Annotated in this window: 17 protein-coding genes; 9 read left to right on the top strand and 8 right to left on the bottom strand. The window is 72.4% G+C overall.

Going from position 1 to position 14,838, the window contains the following annotated elements; translation table 11 throughout:
• Nucleotides 1-3 precede the first annotated feature (3 nt).
• From ACIQI8_RS38230 to ACIQI8_RS38220, 3 genes are read left to right on the top strand one after another with little or no spacing between them, the layout of a single operon-like run.
• Nucleotides 4-480: a hypothetical protein gene (locus tag ACIQI8_RS38230; protein ID WP_402361498.1), complete on the top strand. Its 477-nt coding sequence runs from the start codon at nucleotides 4-6 to the stop codon at nucleotides 478-480.
• Nucleotides 480-3,185: an ATP-binding cassette domain-containing protein gene (locus ACIQI8_RS38225; RefSeq protein WP_402361495.1), complete on the top strand. Its 2,706-nt coding sequence runs from the start codon at nucleotides 480-482 to the stop codon at nucleotides 3,183-3,185. The genes ACIQI8_RS38230 and ACIQI8_RS38225 overlap by 1 nt, the downstream gene beginning before the upstream one ends.
• A complete protein-coding gene (locus ACIQI8_RS38220; RefSeq protein ID WP_402361492.1) occupies nucleotides 3,182-3,919 on the top strand; it encodes an ATP-binding cassette domain-containing protein in 738 nt (245 codons plus the stop codon). The genes ACIQI8_RS38225 and ACIQI8_RS38220 overlap by 4 nt, the downstream gene beginning before the upstream one ends.
• 26 nt (nucleotides 3,920-3,945) lie before the next feature.
• Here the strand turns inward: ACIQI8_RS38220 and ACIQI8_RS38215 are convergent, their stop codons facing one another.
• Complete coding sequence (locus ACIQI8_RS38215) at nucleotides 3,946-4,623, bottom strand: transglycosylase family protein (protein WP_402361489.1); 678 nt, start codon at nucleotides 4,621-4,623, stop codon at nucleotides 3,946-3,948.
• Between the two features lie 510 nt (nucleotides 4,624-5,133).
• Between ACIQI8_RS38215 and ACIQI8_RS38210 the strand changes: the two genes are divergently transcribed.
• Nucleotides 5,134-5,916, top strand: a complete 783-nt coding sequence (locus ACIQI8_RS38210) for a hypothetical protein (protein WP_402361486.1) — start codon at nucleotides 5,134-5,136, stop codon at nucleotides 5,914-5,916.
• A gap of 66 nt (nucleotides 5,917-5,982) precedes the next feature.
• Nucleotides 5,983-6,387 (top strand): hypothetical protein, encoded by a 405-nt coding sequence (locus tag ACIQI8_RS38205; RefSeq protein WP_402361483.1) that lies wholly within the window; start codon nucleotides 5,983-5,985, stop codon nucleotides 6,385-6,387.
• An 82-nt stretch (nucleotides 6,388-6,469) separates the two neighbouring features.
• Here the strand turns inward: ACIQI8_RS38205 and der are convergent, their stop codons facing one another.
• From der to ACIQI8_RS38175, 6 genes are all read right to left on the bottom strand, one after another.
• The gene (gene der / locus ACIQI8_RS38200; RefSeq protein WP_402361480.1) at nucleotides 6,470-7,945 is read right to left on the bottom strand and encodes a ribosome biogenesis GTPase Der; all 1,476 of its coding nucleotides are present in this window, start codon (nucleotides 7,943-7,945) and stop codon (nucleotides 6,470-6,472) included.
• Nucleotides 7,946-8,021: 76 nt separating this feature from the next.
• On the bottom strand, nucleotides 8,022-8,675 hold the full coding sequence (locus ACIQI8_RS38195) for a lysophospholipid acyltransferase family protein (RefSeq protein WP_402361478.1): 654 nt from the start codon (nucleotides 8,673-8,675) through the stop codon (nucleotides 8,022-8,024).
• Nucleotides 8,672-9,367 (bottom strand): (d)CMP kinase, encoded by a 696-nt coding sequence (gene cmk, locus ACIQI8_RS38190; protein WP_402361475.1) that lies wholly within the window; start codon nucleotides 9,365-9,367, stop codon nucleotides 8,672-8,674. The genes ACIQI8_RS38195 and cmk overlap by 4 nt, the downstream gene beginning before the upstream one ends.
• Nucleotides 9,368-9,512: 145 nt before the next feature.
• Nucleotides 9,513-10,598, bottom strand: coding sequence for a prephenate dehydrogenase (locus ACIQI8_RS38185; protein ID WP_402361472.1), 1,086 nt, complete (start codon nucleotides 10,596-10,598; stop codon nucleotides 9,513-9,515).
• Nucleotides 10,595-10,957: a chorismate mutase gene (gene aroH, locus ACIQI8_RS38180; RefSeq protein ID WP_124002491.1), complete on the bottom strand. Its 363-nt coding sequence runs from the start codon at nucleotides 10,955-10,957 to the stop codon at nucleotides 10,595-10,597. Before aroH ends, ACIQI8_RS38185 begins: the two co-directional genes overlap by 4 nt.
• A gap of 101 nt (nucleotides 10,958-11,058) precedes the next feature.
• Nucleotides 11,059-11,487, bottom strand: coding sequence for a YidB family protein (locus ACIQI8_RS38175; protein ID WP_402361469.1), 429 nt, complete (start codon nucleotides 11,485-11,487; stop codon nucleotides 11,059-11,061).
• Between the two features lie 169 nt (nucleotides 11,488-11,656).
• Between ACIQI8_RS38175 and ACIQI8_RS38170 the strand changes: the two genes are divergently transcribed.
• From ACIQI8_RS38170 to ACIQI8_RS38155, 4 genes are all read left to right on the top strand, one after another.
• Nucleotides 11,657-12,322 carry a hypothetical protein gene (locus ACIQI8_RS38170; RefSeq protein WP_402361466.1) on the top strand — a complete coding sequence of 222 codons (666 nt, stop codon included), beginning with the start codon at nucleotides 11,657-11,659 and terminating at the stop codon, nucleotides 12,320-12,322.
• A gap of 41 nt (nucleotides 12,323-12,363) precedes the next feature.
• Nucleotides 12,364-12,945, top strand: coding sequence for a DUF6529 family protein (locus ACIQI8_RS38165; protein ID WP_402361463.1), 582 nt, complete (start codon nucleotides 12,364-12,366; stop codon nucleotides 12,943-12,945).
• Entirely contained in the window at nucleotides 12,942-13,352 is a 411-nt protein-coding gene (locus ACIQI8_RS38160) for a Rieske (2Fe-2S) protein (RefSeq protein ID WP_402361461.1), read from the top strand. Before ACIQI8_RS38165 ends, ACIQI8_RS38160 begins: the two co-directional genes overlap by 4 nt.
• A 67-nt stretch (nucleotides 13,353-13,419) precedes the next feature.
• Nucleotides 13,420-14,157 carry a DNA polymerase beta superfamily protein gene (locus ACIQI8_RS38155; protein ID WP_402362762.1) on the top strand — a complete coding sequence of 246 codons (738 nt, stop codon included), beginning with the start codon at nucleotides 13,420-13,422 and terminating at the stop codon, nucleotides 14,155-14,157.
• Here the strand turns inward: ACIQI8_RS38155 and ACIQI8_RS38150 are convergent.
• Nucleotides 14,089-14,838, bottom strand: a complete 750-nt coding sequence (locus ACIQI8_RS38150) for a DNA polymerase beta superfamily protein (protein ID WP_402361458.1) — start codon at nucleotides 14,836-14,838, stop codon at nucleotides 14,089-14,091. The two genes, ACIQI8_RS38155 and ACIQI8_RS38150, sit on opposite strands and share 69 nt — an antisense overlap.

The following is a 14,838-nucleotide window of genomic DNA, read 5'->3' as shown; positions in this document are numbered from 1 at the left end:
GAAATGCGGACAGCCCGACTGCGGAGTGTGCATCCCGTCCTGTGGGCCGGCTGGGCCGCGCTCGCCGCGGGCGCGGTGCTGTGCGTGATCGGCTGGTACGGCGTCTCCGGCGAGCGGTACGCCGAGCGGCAACTGCCCTACCTGGCCTCCTGCACGATCCCCGGCGCGGCCCTGCTCGTCGCCGCGGCGGTGTTGCTCACCCACGGCCGCACGACGGCCGCCGCCGCGCGCGTGGACGAGCTCTACGGCCTCCTGGTCACCGCCGATCCCGCCGACGCCGACGACTCCGGGCTGTTGGTCACCGCGCCCCTCGCGGTCAGCGGGGACCTGCTGATGGTGCCCGGCGGCACGCTCTTCCACCGCGCGGACTGCCCGCTGGTGGCCGGCAAGGCGGAGGCGGTCCCGGTGGACGCCAAGCTCCTGGCGAGCGGCGAGCTGGGGCCCTGTCCCATCTGTGAGCCCGCCGCGGAAACCGACTGATGTCGTCCCTGACGTACGACCTCACGCTCGCCGGGCTCTCGGTGGGCAGCGCCGCCGCGCTCACCGGGATCGGCCTGATCGTGACGTACCGCGCGACCGGAGTGCTCAACTTCGCGCACGGGGCGATCGCCATGGTGTGCGCGTACGTGCTGCGGCAGTGCGTGGTCGAGTGGGGCTGGCCGCTGTGGCCGGCCGCGGCGGTGACGCTGGTGGCGCTGGCACCGGCGCTCGGTGTGGTGCTGGAACGGTTCGTCTTCCGCCCGTTGGCGATCCTGGGCGGCGACCCCGCGCAGACGCTGGTCGCCTCGATCGGGGTCTTCGTGCTGCTGGTCGGCGGGGCGGCGCTGGTGTGGGGCCAGGGGGCGCGGGACGACGCGCCCGAGCTGGTGTCGGCGGATCCCTGGGGGCAGTTGGCGGTCGTCCTCGTCTTGGCCGCCGGGGTCGGGGCGGTGATCCGCTGGACGCGCTTCGGGCGGGAGCTGCGGGCGGTGGTGGACGACCGCCGACTGGCCGTGCTCGGCGGGATCGACGCGGACCGGGTGGCCGCCGCGGGCTGGGCGTTCGGGGCGTTCACGGCGGGCCTGACGGGCGTCCTGCTGGCGCCGTACGTCCGTCTCGACCCGTACGGGCTGCCGCTGCTCGTGATGGAGGTCGTGGCGGTGGCGGTGGCCGCGCGGATGCGCAGCCTGCCGGTCGCCGTGGTGGTGGCCCTCGGGATCGGGGTGGCACAGAGCCAGTTGACGCGGCTGCACCCGTCGGGCCGGGGCGAGCAGCTGCTCCAGGCGGTCGGCGCGAACCTGTTCGTGGTCGGCCTGCTGGTGGCGGCCCTGGTGCTGCCCCGCGTCGGCACCCGCGACGCCCTCCCCCGCACCGCCACCGCGCGCGTGCCGACGCCACCGGGCGCGTGGACAGTGGCGGTGATCCTCTTCCTCCTCCCCCTCGGCCTCGCGGGCTCGGACCTTCATACGTCCGTCCAGGTGCCGGCGCTGGGCGTGGTGCTGCTGTCCCTGGTGGTCGTCACCGGACGCGGCGGCCAACTCGCCCTGGGCCAGGCGGCGTACGCGGGCCTGGGCGCCCTGTTCACGGCGCTGCTGGCGGCGGGCCGCTTCCCGGGCCTGCCCCGCCTGCCCGAGCTGGCCGCCCTCGCGCTGGCGGTCGTCCTGGTCGCGCCGCTGGGTCTGCTGACCGGCTGGCCCGCGATCGGCCGCCAGGGCCTCGCACTGGCGCTCGCGACCTTCGCGGTGGGCGTCGGCGTGAGCCGCTTCGTGTTCGCGCAGCCGTACGCCACGTCCGGACTCTCCCTGGACCGCCCGGCGGGCTTCGACGGCGACCGCGCGTACTACGTCCTGGAGTTGGCCCTGCTGGCGGCCGCCCTGCTGGCCGCGCACGCGTTGCGCGGGGGCCGTACCGGCCGGGCTCTCGCGGCCATGCGGGACCACGAGTCGGGTGCGTCGGCGGCGGGCGTCCGCGTTCCGTCCCTCAAACTCCTCGCGTTCGTCTTCGGCGCCGCCCTGGCCGCCCTCGGCGGCGGCATGCTCGGCATGGGCCTGCGCGCCTTCGATCCCGGCGCCTACGACCCCGTGCGCGGCCTCCTCTGGTTCGCCGCGGTCGTGGTCCTGGGCGCGGACAGCACCCTGGGCGCCCTGGCCGCGGCGGCCCTCCTGGTCGGCCTGGACGCGGGCGCCCGGGGTGGCGTGGCGGCGGCCCTGATCGGCGTACTGGCGATACTGGTCGGCCGTTTCCCCGGGGGGCCTTACGAGGCTCTGCGGGCGGCAGCGGGGCGGCTGCGGCTGCGCCGGAGGGCGACGCTGACCGCGAGGGGGGTGCGAGTACGGACGAGGGTGCGGCCGGTGGGAGCGCCGGCCGGTGCCTCGCGCGCCCCGATCCCCGCAACCGCCACGTCTGCCACCCCTTCGAACCCCGGCAACGCCACCTCCGCCACCCTCACACCCCCCAACTCCCGGATCGCGCCCACCCTGCCCACGGCGACCGCCTCCGCACACGTCCTCTCCGCCCGCGCCCTCCGCGCCCGTTACGGCGGCTTCACCGCGCTCGACGGGGTCGATCTCGACGTGCGGCCCGGCCAGGTCACCGCCGTGGTCGGGCCCAACGGGGCCGGGAAGAGCACCCTGTTCCACTGTCTGGCCGGGACCGTGCGGCCCGCGCGCGGGCAAGTGCGTTTCGGTGGGCGGGACATCACGCGGCTGGCGACGCACGCCCGTACCCGGCTCGGCATCGCCCGGACGTTCCAACAGCTGGCCGTCTTCCCGTCGTTGACCGTGGCCGAGAACGTCCGTGTGGGTGCCGAACAGGGCCGGGTCGCCGATCCGGACGCCGTGGAGCGGGCCCTGCGGCTGTTCGGGCTCGACGGGCCGGTACGGGGGCTGCCCGCCGCCGGCCTGCCCACCGGCACCCTGCGCCGCGTCGAACTGGCCCGGGCCCTCGCCGGCGGCCCGCGCGTGCTGCTGCTCGACGAGCCGGCCGCGGGCCTCGACGACGCCGAAGTCGCCGCCATGGCCCGGGTGCTGAAGGCGCTGGCCGCCGACGGAACCGCCCTCCTCGTGGTCGAGCACGACCTCGATCTCGTCGCCGACCTGGCCGACGTCGTCCACGTGATGGCGGCGGGCCGCATCGTCGCCTCGGGCCCCCCGGACCACGTCCTGGAGACACTCGGCACGCCCGGCACGCGTGAGGCCGGCGTATGACCGATTCCCGCGCGGCCCCCACATCCATCTCCCTGCGGCACGCACGCGTGCGCTACGGCCCCCTGGAGGCCCTGCACGGCGTCACCCTCGCCGCACCCGGCCCCGGCCTCACCGTCCTGCTGGGCCGCAACGGCTCCGGCCGTACGACCGTGCTGCGCGCGCTCGCCGGGACTGTGCCGTTGTCCGGTGGAGCGGTGGTGTGGGACGGCGACGACGTGACGCGGCTGCCTGCGTTCGAGCGGGCCCGCCGCGGACTGTGCCTGGCCCCGGAGCGCCAGGCCGTGTTCGGCTCGCTCACCGTGCGCGAGAACCTGGAGCTGGCCGCGAGCGACCACTCCGCCGCCCTCGACGCCTATCCGCAGCTGCGCCCCCTGCTCCAGCGCCGTGCCGGCACGCTCTCCGGCGGTGAGCAGCGCATGCTCGCCCTCTCCCGCGCCCTGTTGGCACACGCGCGCGTGGTGCTCGTCGACGAGCCCGCGCAGGGCATGTCACCGGCGGTCGCAGCCCGCACGTACGACCTGCTGGCCGCGCTGGACGCGTGCGTGGTCGTCGCCGAACAGCGGCTGCCGCCCGGGCTCCAGGACCGCGCGCCCGTCTTCGTGCACGAACTGCGGCGCGGCACGGTCGTGTTCAGCGGGGAGGCGGGCGAACTGGAGCGAGGGGTGAGGGGTGAGGGGCGAGGGGCCCCGCCCGGTCGGCAGACCGGACAGGACCCCCTGATGCCTGATGCCTGATACGTGACGCGTGATCCGTGACCGGCTCAGAAGGTGAGTCGCTGGCCGGGCACGATCAGATCGGGATCGGCCCCGATGACGGCCTTGTTGGCCGCGTACAGCCGCTGCCAGGTGGTCCCGTGCCGAGCGGCGATCCTGCTCAGCGTGTCGCCCGCGCGGACGGTGTAGTCACCTCGCGAGGCACCGCGGGCCGGGTGGCTCGACGGACGGGCCGGCTTCTTCGACGGCTTCGCCGCGGTGGACTCGGTGGTGGAGCCGGAGTTCGACCCGCCGGCCGACTTGGATGTCGACTTCGGCGTCGACTTGGTGGCCGGCGAACCCGCGGCGGGTGCGCCGCCGTACGCTCCGGCCCGGGTCGAGCAGGTCGGCCAGGCGCCCCAGCCCTGGGCGCGCTGGACCTTGGTGGCGACGGCGATCTGCTGCTCCCTGGAGGCCTTGTCGGCGGTCGGTGCGTAGGCCGTGCCGCCGTACGCGCGCCAGGTGCCGGCGGAGAACTGAAGTCCGCCGTAGTAGCCGTTGCCGGTGTTGATGTGCCAGTTGCCGCCGCTCTCGCACTGGGCGATGCGGTCCCACACTCCCCCGTCCGCCGCCACGGCGTTGCCGGTCGCGGCGAGCAGTCCGAGCGGGGCGAGCAGAGCCGCTCCGGTGAGGACCGCCGTCGTGCGCTTGCGGGTCGGACGGTTGATATCAACACATTCGGACATGTGAATCCCTCTCCACAAACCCGGGGTCCCCCGAGGCGGGACGCGTTCCGCGCACTGGGGCGCGGTTGGCGCGTTCCGCCCCGTCCGCCTCGGGGATGGTGCTGGATTCCTGCTGGCTTGGTGCGGTCGGCGGACGTATCCGAGCGGTGCTCTGTGCACACGGCCGAGGAATCTAAGGAGCCGGGCCGGTTGGTATCAACCAACTCCTTGTCATTCCAGGCCAGTTCGCCGTTACCGTGGGTATCGGCCATTTTCGGGCACCCACTTCATTCGCCGATTTCATGATTTGTCGACCAGTGCCCCAGGCGCCCTGTGACTCAGTTCACGTAACCAACTTCCTTTGATTTCCGAGGAATTGACGGTGAGTGCCTGATTCCGCGCGAGCGGTGACCCTCCGCGCTGGATGGGTCGATTCCGTTCGCCCTGGGGCGTGACTCCCGCCACAGATCCTCCGTTGTCTTCTTCATGAGCCCGGGACCCACCGGGCACCACATCCTGAGGGAGCCACCCGTGCCGCGCATGCTCGACGTCAGCGACGAGGTACGCGCCGAGATCGGCGACGAAGAAGCCGACCGGCTGCTCGCCGGAGAGAACGCCCCCGGCAGCTACGACTGCACGTCCTGCCGCACCCCGGGCGACTCCGAACAGGAGCGCACCAGCACCGTCCTGTTCGTCGGTGACGAGACCGCCGTCCTCGCCTTCGCCCACTCCAGCTGCCTGCCCTCGCAGGTCGTCCAGGTCACCGAGGAGCAGCTCCGCGGCGCCGTGAAGTCCATCTCCGGGGACACGGTGGACCTGGAGCCGGAGAAGATCGTGCCCGAGCAGGCCGTGCTCGGCATCACCAGCGGACTCGTCCTGATCGCCGGGGAGTTGCACCCCGCCCTGGTCGTCGAGCCGACCGCGCCCATCGCGCGCCCCGGCACGACCGGTTCCGGCGATGACTTCCTGCCGCTCCTCATCGAGCAGGGCTTCATGCCGCTCACCGAGCTGACCGAGGTGCCGCCGGTGCTGCACGGCTGGTCGGTGCTGCTCGCCGTGGGCCAGCTGCACGCGGTGCTGCAGCCCAGCACCAACGGCGGGCAGCCGGTGGCCTGGTGGCAGGCGCACCAGCCGCTGCAGGTGACGGAGAGCTGGCGGGCCGCCGCCAACAAGCACCAGCAGGTACTGATGTTCGCCGCGCCGGTCGGCTCGATCGGGCGCCAGCCCCGGGAGGACCTGCTGCGGGACGCGATCGACAAGGCTGCGGCGAACGGCAAGCTGGTCGCGGTGGCCATGCCGCTCGCGGGGACGTGAGGTCGCGCCCCTAAAAGGCCGACCGCACAACCGCATCCCTGACCAGTCGGTGTCGTTTGGACATACGTGTACGCATACGACGTTCCACGCCGCCAGTCCTATCAGCCGATCCCGTCCGCGCGGTCGGCCCAGGACTACCTGAGCGGCCCATCGGCCACGCCGATCTACGACGCGCTCTATGCCGAGTACGTCAAGTCCTTCCGCACGCTGCCGGGCGACCGCAGCGGCGAGGAGGAACTGGGCTTCACCGCCTTCGGCAACATCCCGCACAGTACGGGTGCGTACGGCGGTTCGGGTGCGTACGGCGGGCACCGGCCGGGATCGTTCAGCAGCTCGTACAGCGCCTACAGCGCGGGGGCCTACAGCGCCCGGCAGCAGTCGCAGTGGCAGCGCGTGGGACAGGTCGGGCAGGTCGGGCAGCAGGGCACGCGGATGCACCACGTGCCCGCGGCGCTGCCACCGGGTCACTGAACTCAGCGGCTCCCGGCAACGGAAAGGGCGACCCCGATCGGGGTCGCCCTTTCCGTTGCCGGGAGCCTGTCCGGCCGTCGAGCTACTTCTTCTTGCCGCGCTTCTCGCGCACCCGCACCGAGATGTGGATCGGCGTCCCGTCGAAGCCGAACTCCTCGCGCAGGCGGCGCTCGATGAAGCGCCGGTAGCCCGCCTCGATGAAGCCGGAGGCGAAGAACACGAACCGCGGGGGCTTGGTGCCGGCCTGGGTGCCGAAGAGGATGCGGGGCTGCTTGCCGCCGCGGACCGGGTGCGGGTGGGCGGCGACCAGCTCGCCGAGGAAGGCGTTCAGCCGGCCCGTCGGGACGCGGGTCTCCCAGCCGGCCAGGGCGGTCTCGATGCCCGGGACCAGCTTCTCCATGTGCCGGCCGGTGCGCGCCGAGATGTTCACCCGGGGCGCCCAGGCGACCTGGCCGAGCTCGGTCTCGATCTCGCGCTCCAGGTAGTAGCGCCGCTCCTCGTCGAGGGTGTCCCACTTGTTGAAGGCGAGGACGATCGCGCGCCCCGCCTCCACGGCCATGGTGACGATGCGCTGGTCCTGGATCGAGATGGACTCGGAGGCGTCGATCAGGATGACCGCGACCTCTGCCTTCTCGACGGCGGCCGCGGTGCGCAGCGAGGCGTAGTAGTCGGCGCCCTGCTGGAGGTGGACGCGCTTGCGGATGCCCGCGGTGTCCACGAACTTCCAGGTGACACCGCCGAGGTCGATCAGCTCGTCGACCGGGTCACGGGTGGTGCCCGCGACCTCGTTGACGACGACGCGCTCCTCGCCCGCCACCTTGTTCAGCAGGGAGGACTTGCCGACGTTCGGGCGGCCGATCAGGGCGATCCGGCGGGGCCCGCCGACCGCGGTGCCGAAGGTCTGCTCGGGCGCCTCCGGCAGGGCCTCCAGGACGGCGTCCAGCATGTCGCCGGTGCCGCGGCCGTGCAGCGCGGAGACGGGGTGCGGCTCGCCGAGGCCCAGGGACCACAGGTAGGCCGCGTCGGACTCGCCGCTGAGGCCGTCGACCTTGTTGGCGGCCAGCACGACGGGCTTGCTGGCCTTGCGCAGCAGTCGTACGACCGCTTCGTCGGTGTCGGTCGCGCCCACCTTGGCGTCGACCACGAACACGACGGCGTCGGCGGCCTCGATCGCGTACTCGGCCTGCGCTGCCACGGACGCGTCGATGCCGAGGACGTCCTGCTCCCAGCCGCCGGTGTCGACGACCTTGAAGCGACGCCCGGACCACTCGGCCTCGTACGTCACACGGTCGCGGGTGACGCCCGGCTTGTCTTCCACGACGGCTTCGCGCCGTCCGATGATGCGGTTGACGAGCGTCGACTTGCCGACGTTCGGGCGGCCGACGACGGCGAGGACCGGCAGCGGGCCGTGTCCGGCCGCCTCGATCGCGCCCTCGACGTCCTCCGGATCGAAGCCCTCGACGGCGGCGAGCTCCATGAACTCCGCGTACTCGGCGTCGCCGAGGGCTCCGTGCTCGTGCTCCTCGCCCGGGCCGTCGGAGGGGATGTGGTCGTTCATGAAGTCCGTACCTCGTTCATCGTGGTGATCGGTGGACCGACCGGTTTCGCCGGTTTGATCCACTACTCAGTGTCGCCTAGCGGCCGGTCAGCCGCCTGGCGTTTTCCAGGTGCGCGGTGAGCTGCTTCTGGATGCGTTCGGTCGCCTCGTCCAGCGCCCTGCGTGTACGTCGTCCGCTGCCGTCGCCCGCCTCGAAGGGGTCGCCGAAGACGACGTCGATACGGCTGCGCAGCGGAGGCAGCCCCTTTATCAACCGTCCGCGCCGCTGCGAACTTCCCAGCACCGCGATGGGCACGATCGGGGCGTTGCCGCGCACCGCGAAGTAGGCGAGCCCGGCGCGCAGGGAGGCGAAGTCGCCCTCGCCCCGGCTGCCCTCCGGGAAGATGCCGAGCACTCCGCCGGCCGCCAGGACGTCCAGCGCCCGGGTGATCGCGGTGCGGTCGGCGGTCGTGCGGTCCACCTTGAGCTGCCCGATGCCCGTCAGGAACGGGTCGAGCGGGCCGATGAACGCCTCCTGCTTGATCAGGAAGTGCGTCGGCCGGGGTGCCACGCCCATGACCATGGGGCCGTCGATGTTGTGCGAGTGGTTCACGGCGAAGATCACCGGGCCGGTCGCGGGCACCTTCCAGGCACCGAGCACGCGCGGCTTCCACAGCCCGTACATCAGCCCGACGCCGATGCGCCGGCCGACCTCGGCTCCCCGCTCGGAGGCGGCTGGGGGCCTGCTCACTTCCGGGCCCGCTTCTCCTCGACGAGGGTGACGACACACTCGATGACCTGCGTCAGGGTGAGCTCGGTGGTGTCCACCTCGACCGCGTCGTCCGCCTTGGCGAGCGGCGAGGTCTTCCGGCTGGAGTCGGCCGCGTCCCGCTTGATCAGGGCCTCGCGAGTGGCGTTGACGTCGGCGCCCTTGAGTTCGCCGCTGCGCCGGGCGGCACGGGCCTCCGGGGAGGCGGTGAGGAAGACCTTCACATCGGCGTCGGGCAGCACCGTCGTACCGATGTCCCGGCCCTCGACGACGATGCCGCGCTCCGCACCCGCCGCCACGGCCCGCTGCAGCTCGGTGATCCTGGCCCGCACCTCGGGCACCGCGCTGACCGCGCTGACCTTGGAGGAGACCTCCTGGGTGCGGATCGGGCCGGCCACGTCGACGCCGTCGACCGTGATCGTCGGGTCCGCCGGGTCGGTGCCGGAGACGATCTCGGGCTTGCCGGTCACGGCGGCGATCGCCGACGGGTCGTCGATGTCGATCCCGTTGGTCACCATCCACCAGGTGATCGCCCGGTACTGGGCGCCGGTGTCCAGGTAGCTCAGGCCGAGCTGTGCGGCGACGGCCTTCGACGTGCTCGACTTGCCCGTGCCTGCGGGGCCGTCGATGGCGACAATCACGGCCTGGGCGGTCGGGGCGGCGCCGTTTTCCACAGGGGGACACCTTCCTGGTGCGGTGCGGTGAGTGGTGTGCGGGGCACGAAAGTGCCCCGCACAAGGTTACTGGCTTCCCGGGTCCCCTCTTACAGGCGGCCGATCGGCCGCCTGTTAGGCCCCTGCCCGCGGATGATCGGCGCGCTCACTGCCGGATCGCCCAGCCCCGCTCCCGCAGCGACGCCGTGAGGACGGGCGCGGCCTGCGGCTCCACCATCAGCTGCACCAGACCCGCCTGCTGCCCGGTGGCGTGCTCGATGCGTACGTCCTCGATGTTGACCCCGGCCCGGCCGGCGTCAGCGAAGATGCGGGCCAGCTGGCCCGGCTGGTCGTCGATGAGGACGGCCACGACCTCGTAGGACCGCGGCGCCGACCCGTGCTTGCCGGGGACCCGGACCTGACCCGCGTTTCCGCGCCGCAGCACGTCCTGGATGCCGGTGGTGCCCTCGACGCGCTTGGCCTCGTCGGCGGACTGCAGGGCGCGCAGGGCCTGCACCGTCTCCTCCAGGTCGCCGGCCACGTCGGTGAGCAGGTCGGCGACAGGCCCGGGGTTCGCGGAGAGGATGTCGATCCACATCGCGGGATCGGAGGCGGCGATCCGCGTCACGTCCCGGATGCCCTGCCCGCACAGCCGCACGGCCGCCTCCTCGGCGTTCTCCAGCCGCGCGGCGACCATGCTGGACACCAGGTGGGGCATGTGGGAGACGAGTGCGACGGCGCGGTCGTGGGCGTCGGCGTCCATGACCACCGGTACGGCACGGCAGTGCGAGACCAGTTCCAGGGCGAGATTAAGCACCTCGGTGTCGGTGTCCCGGGTCGGGGTCAGCACCCAGGGGCGGCCCTCGAAGAGGTCGCCGGTCGCGGCCAGCGGGCCGGACTTCTCCCGGCCGGACATGGGGTGCGAGCCGATGTACGCCGACAGGTCCAGGCCCAGCGCCTCCAGTTCGCGGCGTGGGCCGCCCTTGACGCTGGCGACGTCGAGGTAGCCGCGGGCCACGCCCCGGCGCATGGCGTCGGCGAGCACGCCGGCGACATGGGCCGGCGGAGCGGCGACGATCGCGAGGTCGACGGGACCTTCGGGGGCCTGGTCGGTGCCGGCGCCCAGGGCCGCGGCCGTACGGGCCTGCTCGGGGTCGTGGTCGGTGAGGTGGACGACGACGCCCCGCTGGGACAGGGCGAGCGCGGCGGACGTACCGATGAGTCCGGTGCCGACGACGAGTGCGGTTCTCACTGGGCGATGTCCTTGCGCAGGGCGGCCGCGGCGCCGAGGTAGACGTGCGCGATGTCGGCACGGGCCCGGTCGGACTCGATGTGCGCCAGGATCCGGACCACGCGGGGCATGGCGCCCTGGATGTCGAGTTCCTGGGCACAGATCAGGGGTACGTCGGTGATGCCCAGCTTGCGGGCGGCGGCGGCCGGGAAGTCGCTGTGCAGGTCGGGCGTGGCCGTGAACCAGATGCTTATCAGGTCCTCGGCACTCAGTCCGTTCCGCTCCAGGACGGCGGTGAGCAGGGCGCCGACCTGCTCGTCCATGTGTCCGGCCTCGTCCCGCTCCAGTTGGACGGCTCCCCGGACCGCTCGTACCGCCACGGCTCAGCTCCTTGCTCACGGCTCGACTGTTCCCTCGTCCAGCGTAGTCAGCCGGACTGACAGCGGTGCGCGGCGCCCGCCCGCTGAGACGGCTCGGCGCCTCACAACCGCTGCTGCTTGACCAGGTCCTCCAGCGAGGCGGGCACCTGTCCGTTCGGGGTCAGTTTGTCGACCGCCGCGGGCAGTACCCGGGCCAGCTGGTCGGCGGCCTGGTCCGGGGTGACGCCGGTCTGCCGGGCGACCTGGTCGAGGGTCTCGTCGGGCAGCGCCTGCTGGATCTGGGCGCCGGTCACGGAGTCGTTGGCGCCGGTGCCGACCCAGGAGTCCTTCTGCTGGGCGAGGCCGGACTTCGTGAGCATGTCCAGTAGCCCGCCCAGTGGGTTGGAGCCGCTGCCGGCGCCCTGGGCACCGCCGAGGGCCGAGAGGAGGGCGCCGAGGATGCCCGCGCCGGAGCCGGCGGAGCCGCCGCCCTTGCCGCCGCCGAGGAGACCGCCCAGCAGTCCACCGAGATCGTCACCCGCCATGATCACGCCTTTCGCGAGGGGCCGGGTACTGTTCGGGACCGGCCTCGAACTCTGCTCAATGTCACCGAATTGACCCAATTTCGCTACTTGGCGAGAGACGCCCCCGTGCGCCTCTTTACGCCGGGGCCGCCGGTCCGCTCTGATGGCAGGAAACTCGCCTCGGGGGAGGGCTTCGATGAAACGTCCAGGACCGCTGCTGACCATGCTCGCGGGACTCCTGCTCGGTGTGTTCATGCTGTCGCTCAACGCGACGACGGGGACGAAGAACGTCTCGTCCACGAAGAAGGAACAGCCGCCCGCCGCTTCGACGTCGCCGTCACCCACCAAGCCCGCGCAGTCGCCGAGTCCCTCGCCGACCCCGACCCGGGTGCCCGTGCCGAACGCCGACTACGCGGGCCGTACCGACGACGACTCGTCCGCCGTCGCCGTCGCCGTGCACGACGGCAAGGCGGTCGCGTACTTCTGCGACGGCCGCACCAAGGAGTCGTGGCTGAAGGGCGACGTCAAGGACGACGGGAGCATGCGGCTGACCGGGAAGAACGGCGACTCGCTGACCGGCACGCTCAAGGAGGGCAAGCGGATCCGCGGCACGGTCGACGTCCGCGGCGGCCACTGGGCCTTCACCGCGGACAAGGCCAAGAAGCCCGGCGGCCTGTACCGGGCGACCGCCACCGTGCGCGGCGCCAGGGTCGACGGCGGCTGGATCGTCCTGCCGGGCGGCCGGCAGGTCGGCATCGTCACCCGCGACGAGGATCCCTCGGCCGCGCCCGCCATCGACCCGGAGACGGGTGCGGTGACGGTCGACGGACAGCAGCTCACGGCACGCCCCGTCATCCCCTGACACTCCGTCCGCGACACCACCGTCCGCCCAGGGAGCCGACCATGACCGTCGACCCGAACGCCGCCACGCAGTACTTCCAGCCGGAACCGCCCCGCCGTACCTTCGGCGCCGCCCGCTATCTGGTCCCCGCCCTGGTCGCCGCCGCCGTGGCGGTCGCCCTCGGGGTGTACGGCAAGGTCCACGACCCGGCCGGGACCGCCTTCAACCTCGCCGGGTTCAGCAGCACCGCCGCGGTGAAGTCGTGGCTCGCGACGACCGCGTTCTTCTTCGCGCTCCTCCAGCTGGCCTCCGCGCTCATGATGTACGGCAAGCTGCCGGGCCCGAGCTGGTCGTCGACCCTGCACCGCTGGTCGGGCCGGATCGCGTTCCTCGTGGCGGTCCCGGTCGCCGTGCACTGCCTGTACGCGCTCGGCTATCAGACGTACGAACCGCGTGTTTTGTGGCACTCCGTCCTGGGTTGCTTCTTCTTCGGTGCGTTCAGTGCCAAGATGCTGCTGCTTCGCTCGGAGCGGCTGCCCGGCTGGCTGCTGCCGCTCGTCGGCGGGCTGGTGTTCACCGCGCTGACCGTCATCTGGCTGACGTCCGCCCTCTGGTTCTTCCGCACTTTCGGAGTGACGACATGACCCAACGCTCGACGCGCCGCACGGTCCTCCTCGCGACGGGCGCCTCGGCGCTCGCCGTGGGGTGCAGCAAGTACGGCGACGAAGGTGACTCCGGATCCTCCGACGTGAAGGCCTCCAGCGGTCAGGAGTTGGCGAAGACGACCGACATCCCGGTCGGCGGCGGCAAGATCTTCAAGGACGAGAAGGTCGTGGTCACCCAGCCCGCGAAGGGCGACTTCAAGGCCTTCTCGGCGATCTGCACGCACCAGGGCTGCACGGTGACCACGGTCGCCGACGGGACCATCGACTGCCCTTGCCACGGCAGCAAGTTCAAGATCGCGGACGGTTCGGTGGCAGGGGGTCCGGCGCCGAAGCCGCTGCCCGCGGAGCAGATCAAGGTGGAGGGAAATTCGATCACCCTGGCGTGACGGTCCCCGTACTGTCCCGTCCATGACCAGCCAGTCACGCGACCTGCCGCCCGGCCTGTCACCTGCCCTGCCGCCCGAGGCCCTGGTCCGCGACCACACCGTCTACGCGTGCGTGATGGGGTCGCGGGCCTTCGGACTGGCGACGGAGGGCAGCGACACCGACCGCCGGGGGATCTTCCTCGCCCCCACTCCCCTGTTCTGGCGCTTCGAGAAGCCGCCGACGCATGTCGACGGTCCGGCGCCCGAGCAGTTCAGCTGGGAGCTGGAGCGCTTCTGCGAGCTGGCGCTGCGCGCGAACCCGAACATCCTGGAGTGCCTGCACTCCCCGCTCGTCGAGTACGTCGACGACACGGGCCGTGAACTCCTCGCCCTGCGCGAGGCGTTCCTCTCCCGCCAGGTCCACGGGACGTTCACGCGCTACGCGCTCGGCCAGCGCAAGAAGCTGGAAGGTGACATCCGTACGCACGGCGCCCCGCGCTGGAAGCACGCGATGCACCTCCTGCGCCTGCTGGCGAGCGCCCGCGACCTGCTGCGCACGGGCGCCCTCACGCTCGACGTGGGCGAGGGACGCGAGCCGCTGCTCGCGGTCAAGCGCGGCGAGGTCTCCTGGCCCGAGGTCGAGAGGCGGATGAACCACTTGGCGGCCGAGGCCGACGAGGCCCTGCGGCGCAGCCCGCTCCCCGAGGAGCCGGACCGGGCCCGCGTCGAGGCCTTCCTCATCCGTGTCCGCCGCGCCTCAGCCCGCCAGCCTGACCCGTACGACGAAGTCGTGCAGGGCGTCGTGGGCGACGGGCGCGTCGGGTAGCGCCGACGCCTCCTGCGCCTCGTCGAGCACGCCGTGCAGCCGCTCCACGTCGGCCAGCACGCGCGCGTGGTCCACGTCGGCGTCCCCGTGCTCGCGTTCCGCCTTCGCCGCGATCAGCTCCGGCAGATAGGCGGGCGCCTCCACCTCGCCGAGCAGCGTGGGCAGATGGGCCTGCACCTCGCCGCTGCGCATGAGGTGCACGCCGGTCAGCAGGGCGCGGAAGGTGTAGAGCAGCGGCTTGAGTTCGCCGGTCTTCTCGAACAGCCGCCACTGCGTCACCGCGAACCCCCGGTAGTGGTGGGCGTGATGGCCGGTGAGGACGTCGGGGGCGAGCGCGACCAGTTCGCGGTGCGCGTCGGTGGTGTGCACGACGAGGGGCGAGAGCAGCTGCTCCAGCACATAGCCGTTGCGCCGCAGCATCAGGCGTACGAACTTGCGCAGGTCGTGGGTGACCAGGTCCATCTCGACGCCGTCCCGGTCCCACATCCGGGAGCGGGTCTCCTCGGGCTCGCGCAGGCCCACGAGCGCGGCGGTGGGCAGCAGGTGGACGCCTCGCAGGTCCACGTCGGAGTCGCGGGACGGGAAGCCGTAGAGGTGGGCGCCGGAGACGGTCGCGAACAGCACGGGGTCGGGCTGTTCGGCGACCACCGCTCCGAGGTCGATGTCCAGGGTGTCGATCAT

Origin of the sequence: Streptomyces sp. NPDC092369 (assembly GCF_044755245.1) — a bacterium.
Taxonomy (GTDB): domain Bacteria; phylum Actinomycetota; class Actinomycetes; order Streptomycetales; family Streptomycetaceae; genus Streptomyces.
The sequence above is the reverse complement of the archived record's forward strand: the minus strand, read 5'-3'. Positions and strand labels throughout refer to the sequence as shown.

What these genes read in the sequence shown, in the direction of transcription:
- ACIQI8_RS38150 (WP_402361458.1), bottom strand. Translation starts at nt 14,838, where the DNA reads ATGATCGACACCCTGGACATCGACCTCGGAGCGGTGGTCGCCGAACAG.
- ACIQI8_RS38230 (WP_402361498.1), top strand. Translation starts at nt 4, where the DNA reads ATGCGGACAGCCCGACTGCGGAGTGTGCATCCCGTCCTGTGGGCCGGC.
- der (WP_402361480.1), bottom strand. Translation starts at nt 7,945, where the DNA reads ATGAACGACCACATCCCCTCCGACGGCCCGGGCGAGGAGCACGAGCAC.
- ACIQI8_RS38220 (WP_402361492.1), top strand. Translation starts at nt 3,182, where the DNA reads ATGACCGATTCCCGCGCGGCCCCCACATCCATCTCCCTGCGGCACGCA.
- ACIQI8_RS38160 (WP_402361461.1), top strand. Translation starts at nt 12,942, where the DNA reads ATGACCCAACGCTCGACGCGCCGCACGGTCCTCCTCGCGACGGGCGCC.
- ACIQI8_RS38165 (WP_402361463.1), top strand. Translation starts at nt 12,364, where the DNA reads ATGACCGTCGACCCGAACGCCGCCACGCAGTACTTCCAGCCGGAACCG.
- ACIQI8_RS38170 (WP_402361466.1), top strand. Translation starts at nt 11,657, where the DNA reads ATGAAACGTCCAGGACCGCTGCTGACCATGCTCGCGGGACTCCTGCTC.
- ACIQI8_RS38225 (WP_402361495.1), top strand. Translation starts at nt 480, where the DNA reads ATGTCGTCCCTGACGTACGACCTCACGCTCGCCGGGCTCTCGGTGGGC.
- ACIQI8_RS38215 (WP_402361489.1), bottom strand. Translation starts at nt 4,623, where the DNA reads ATGTCCGAATGTGTTGATATCAACCGTCCGACCCGCAAGCGCACGACG.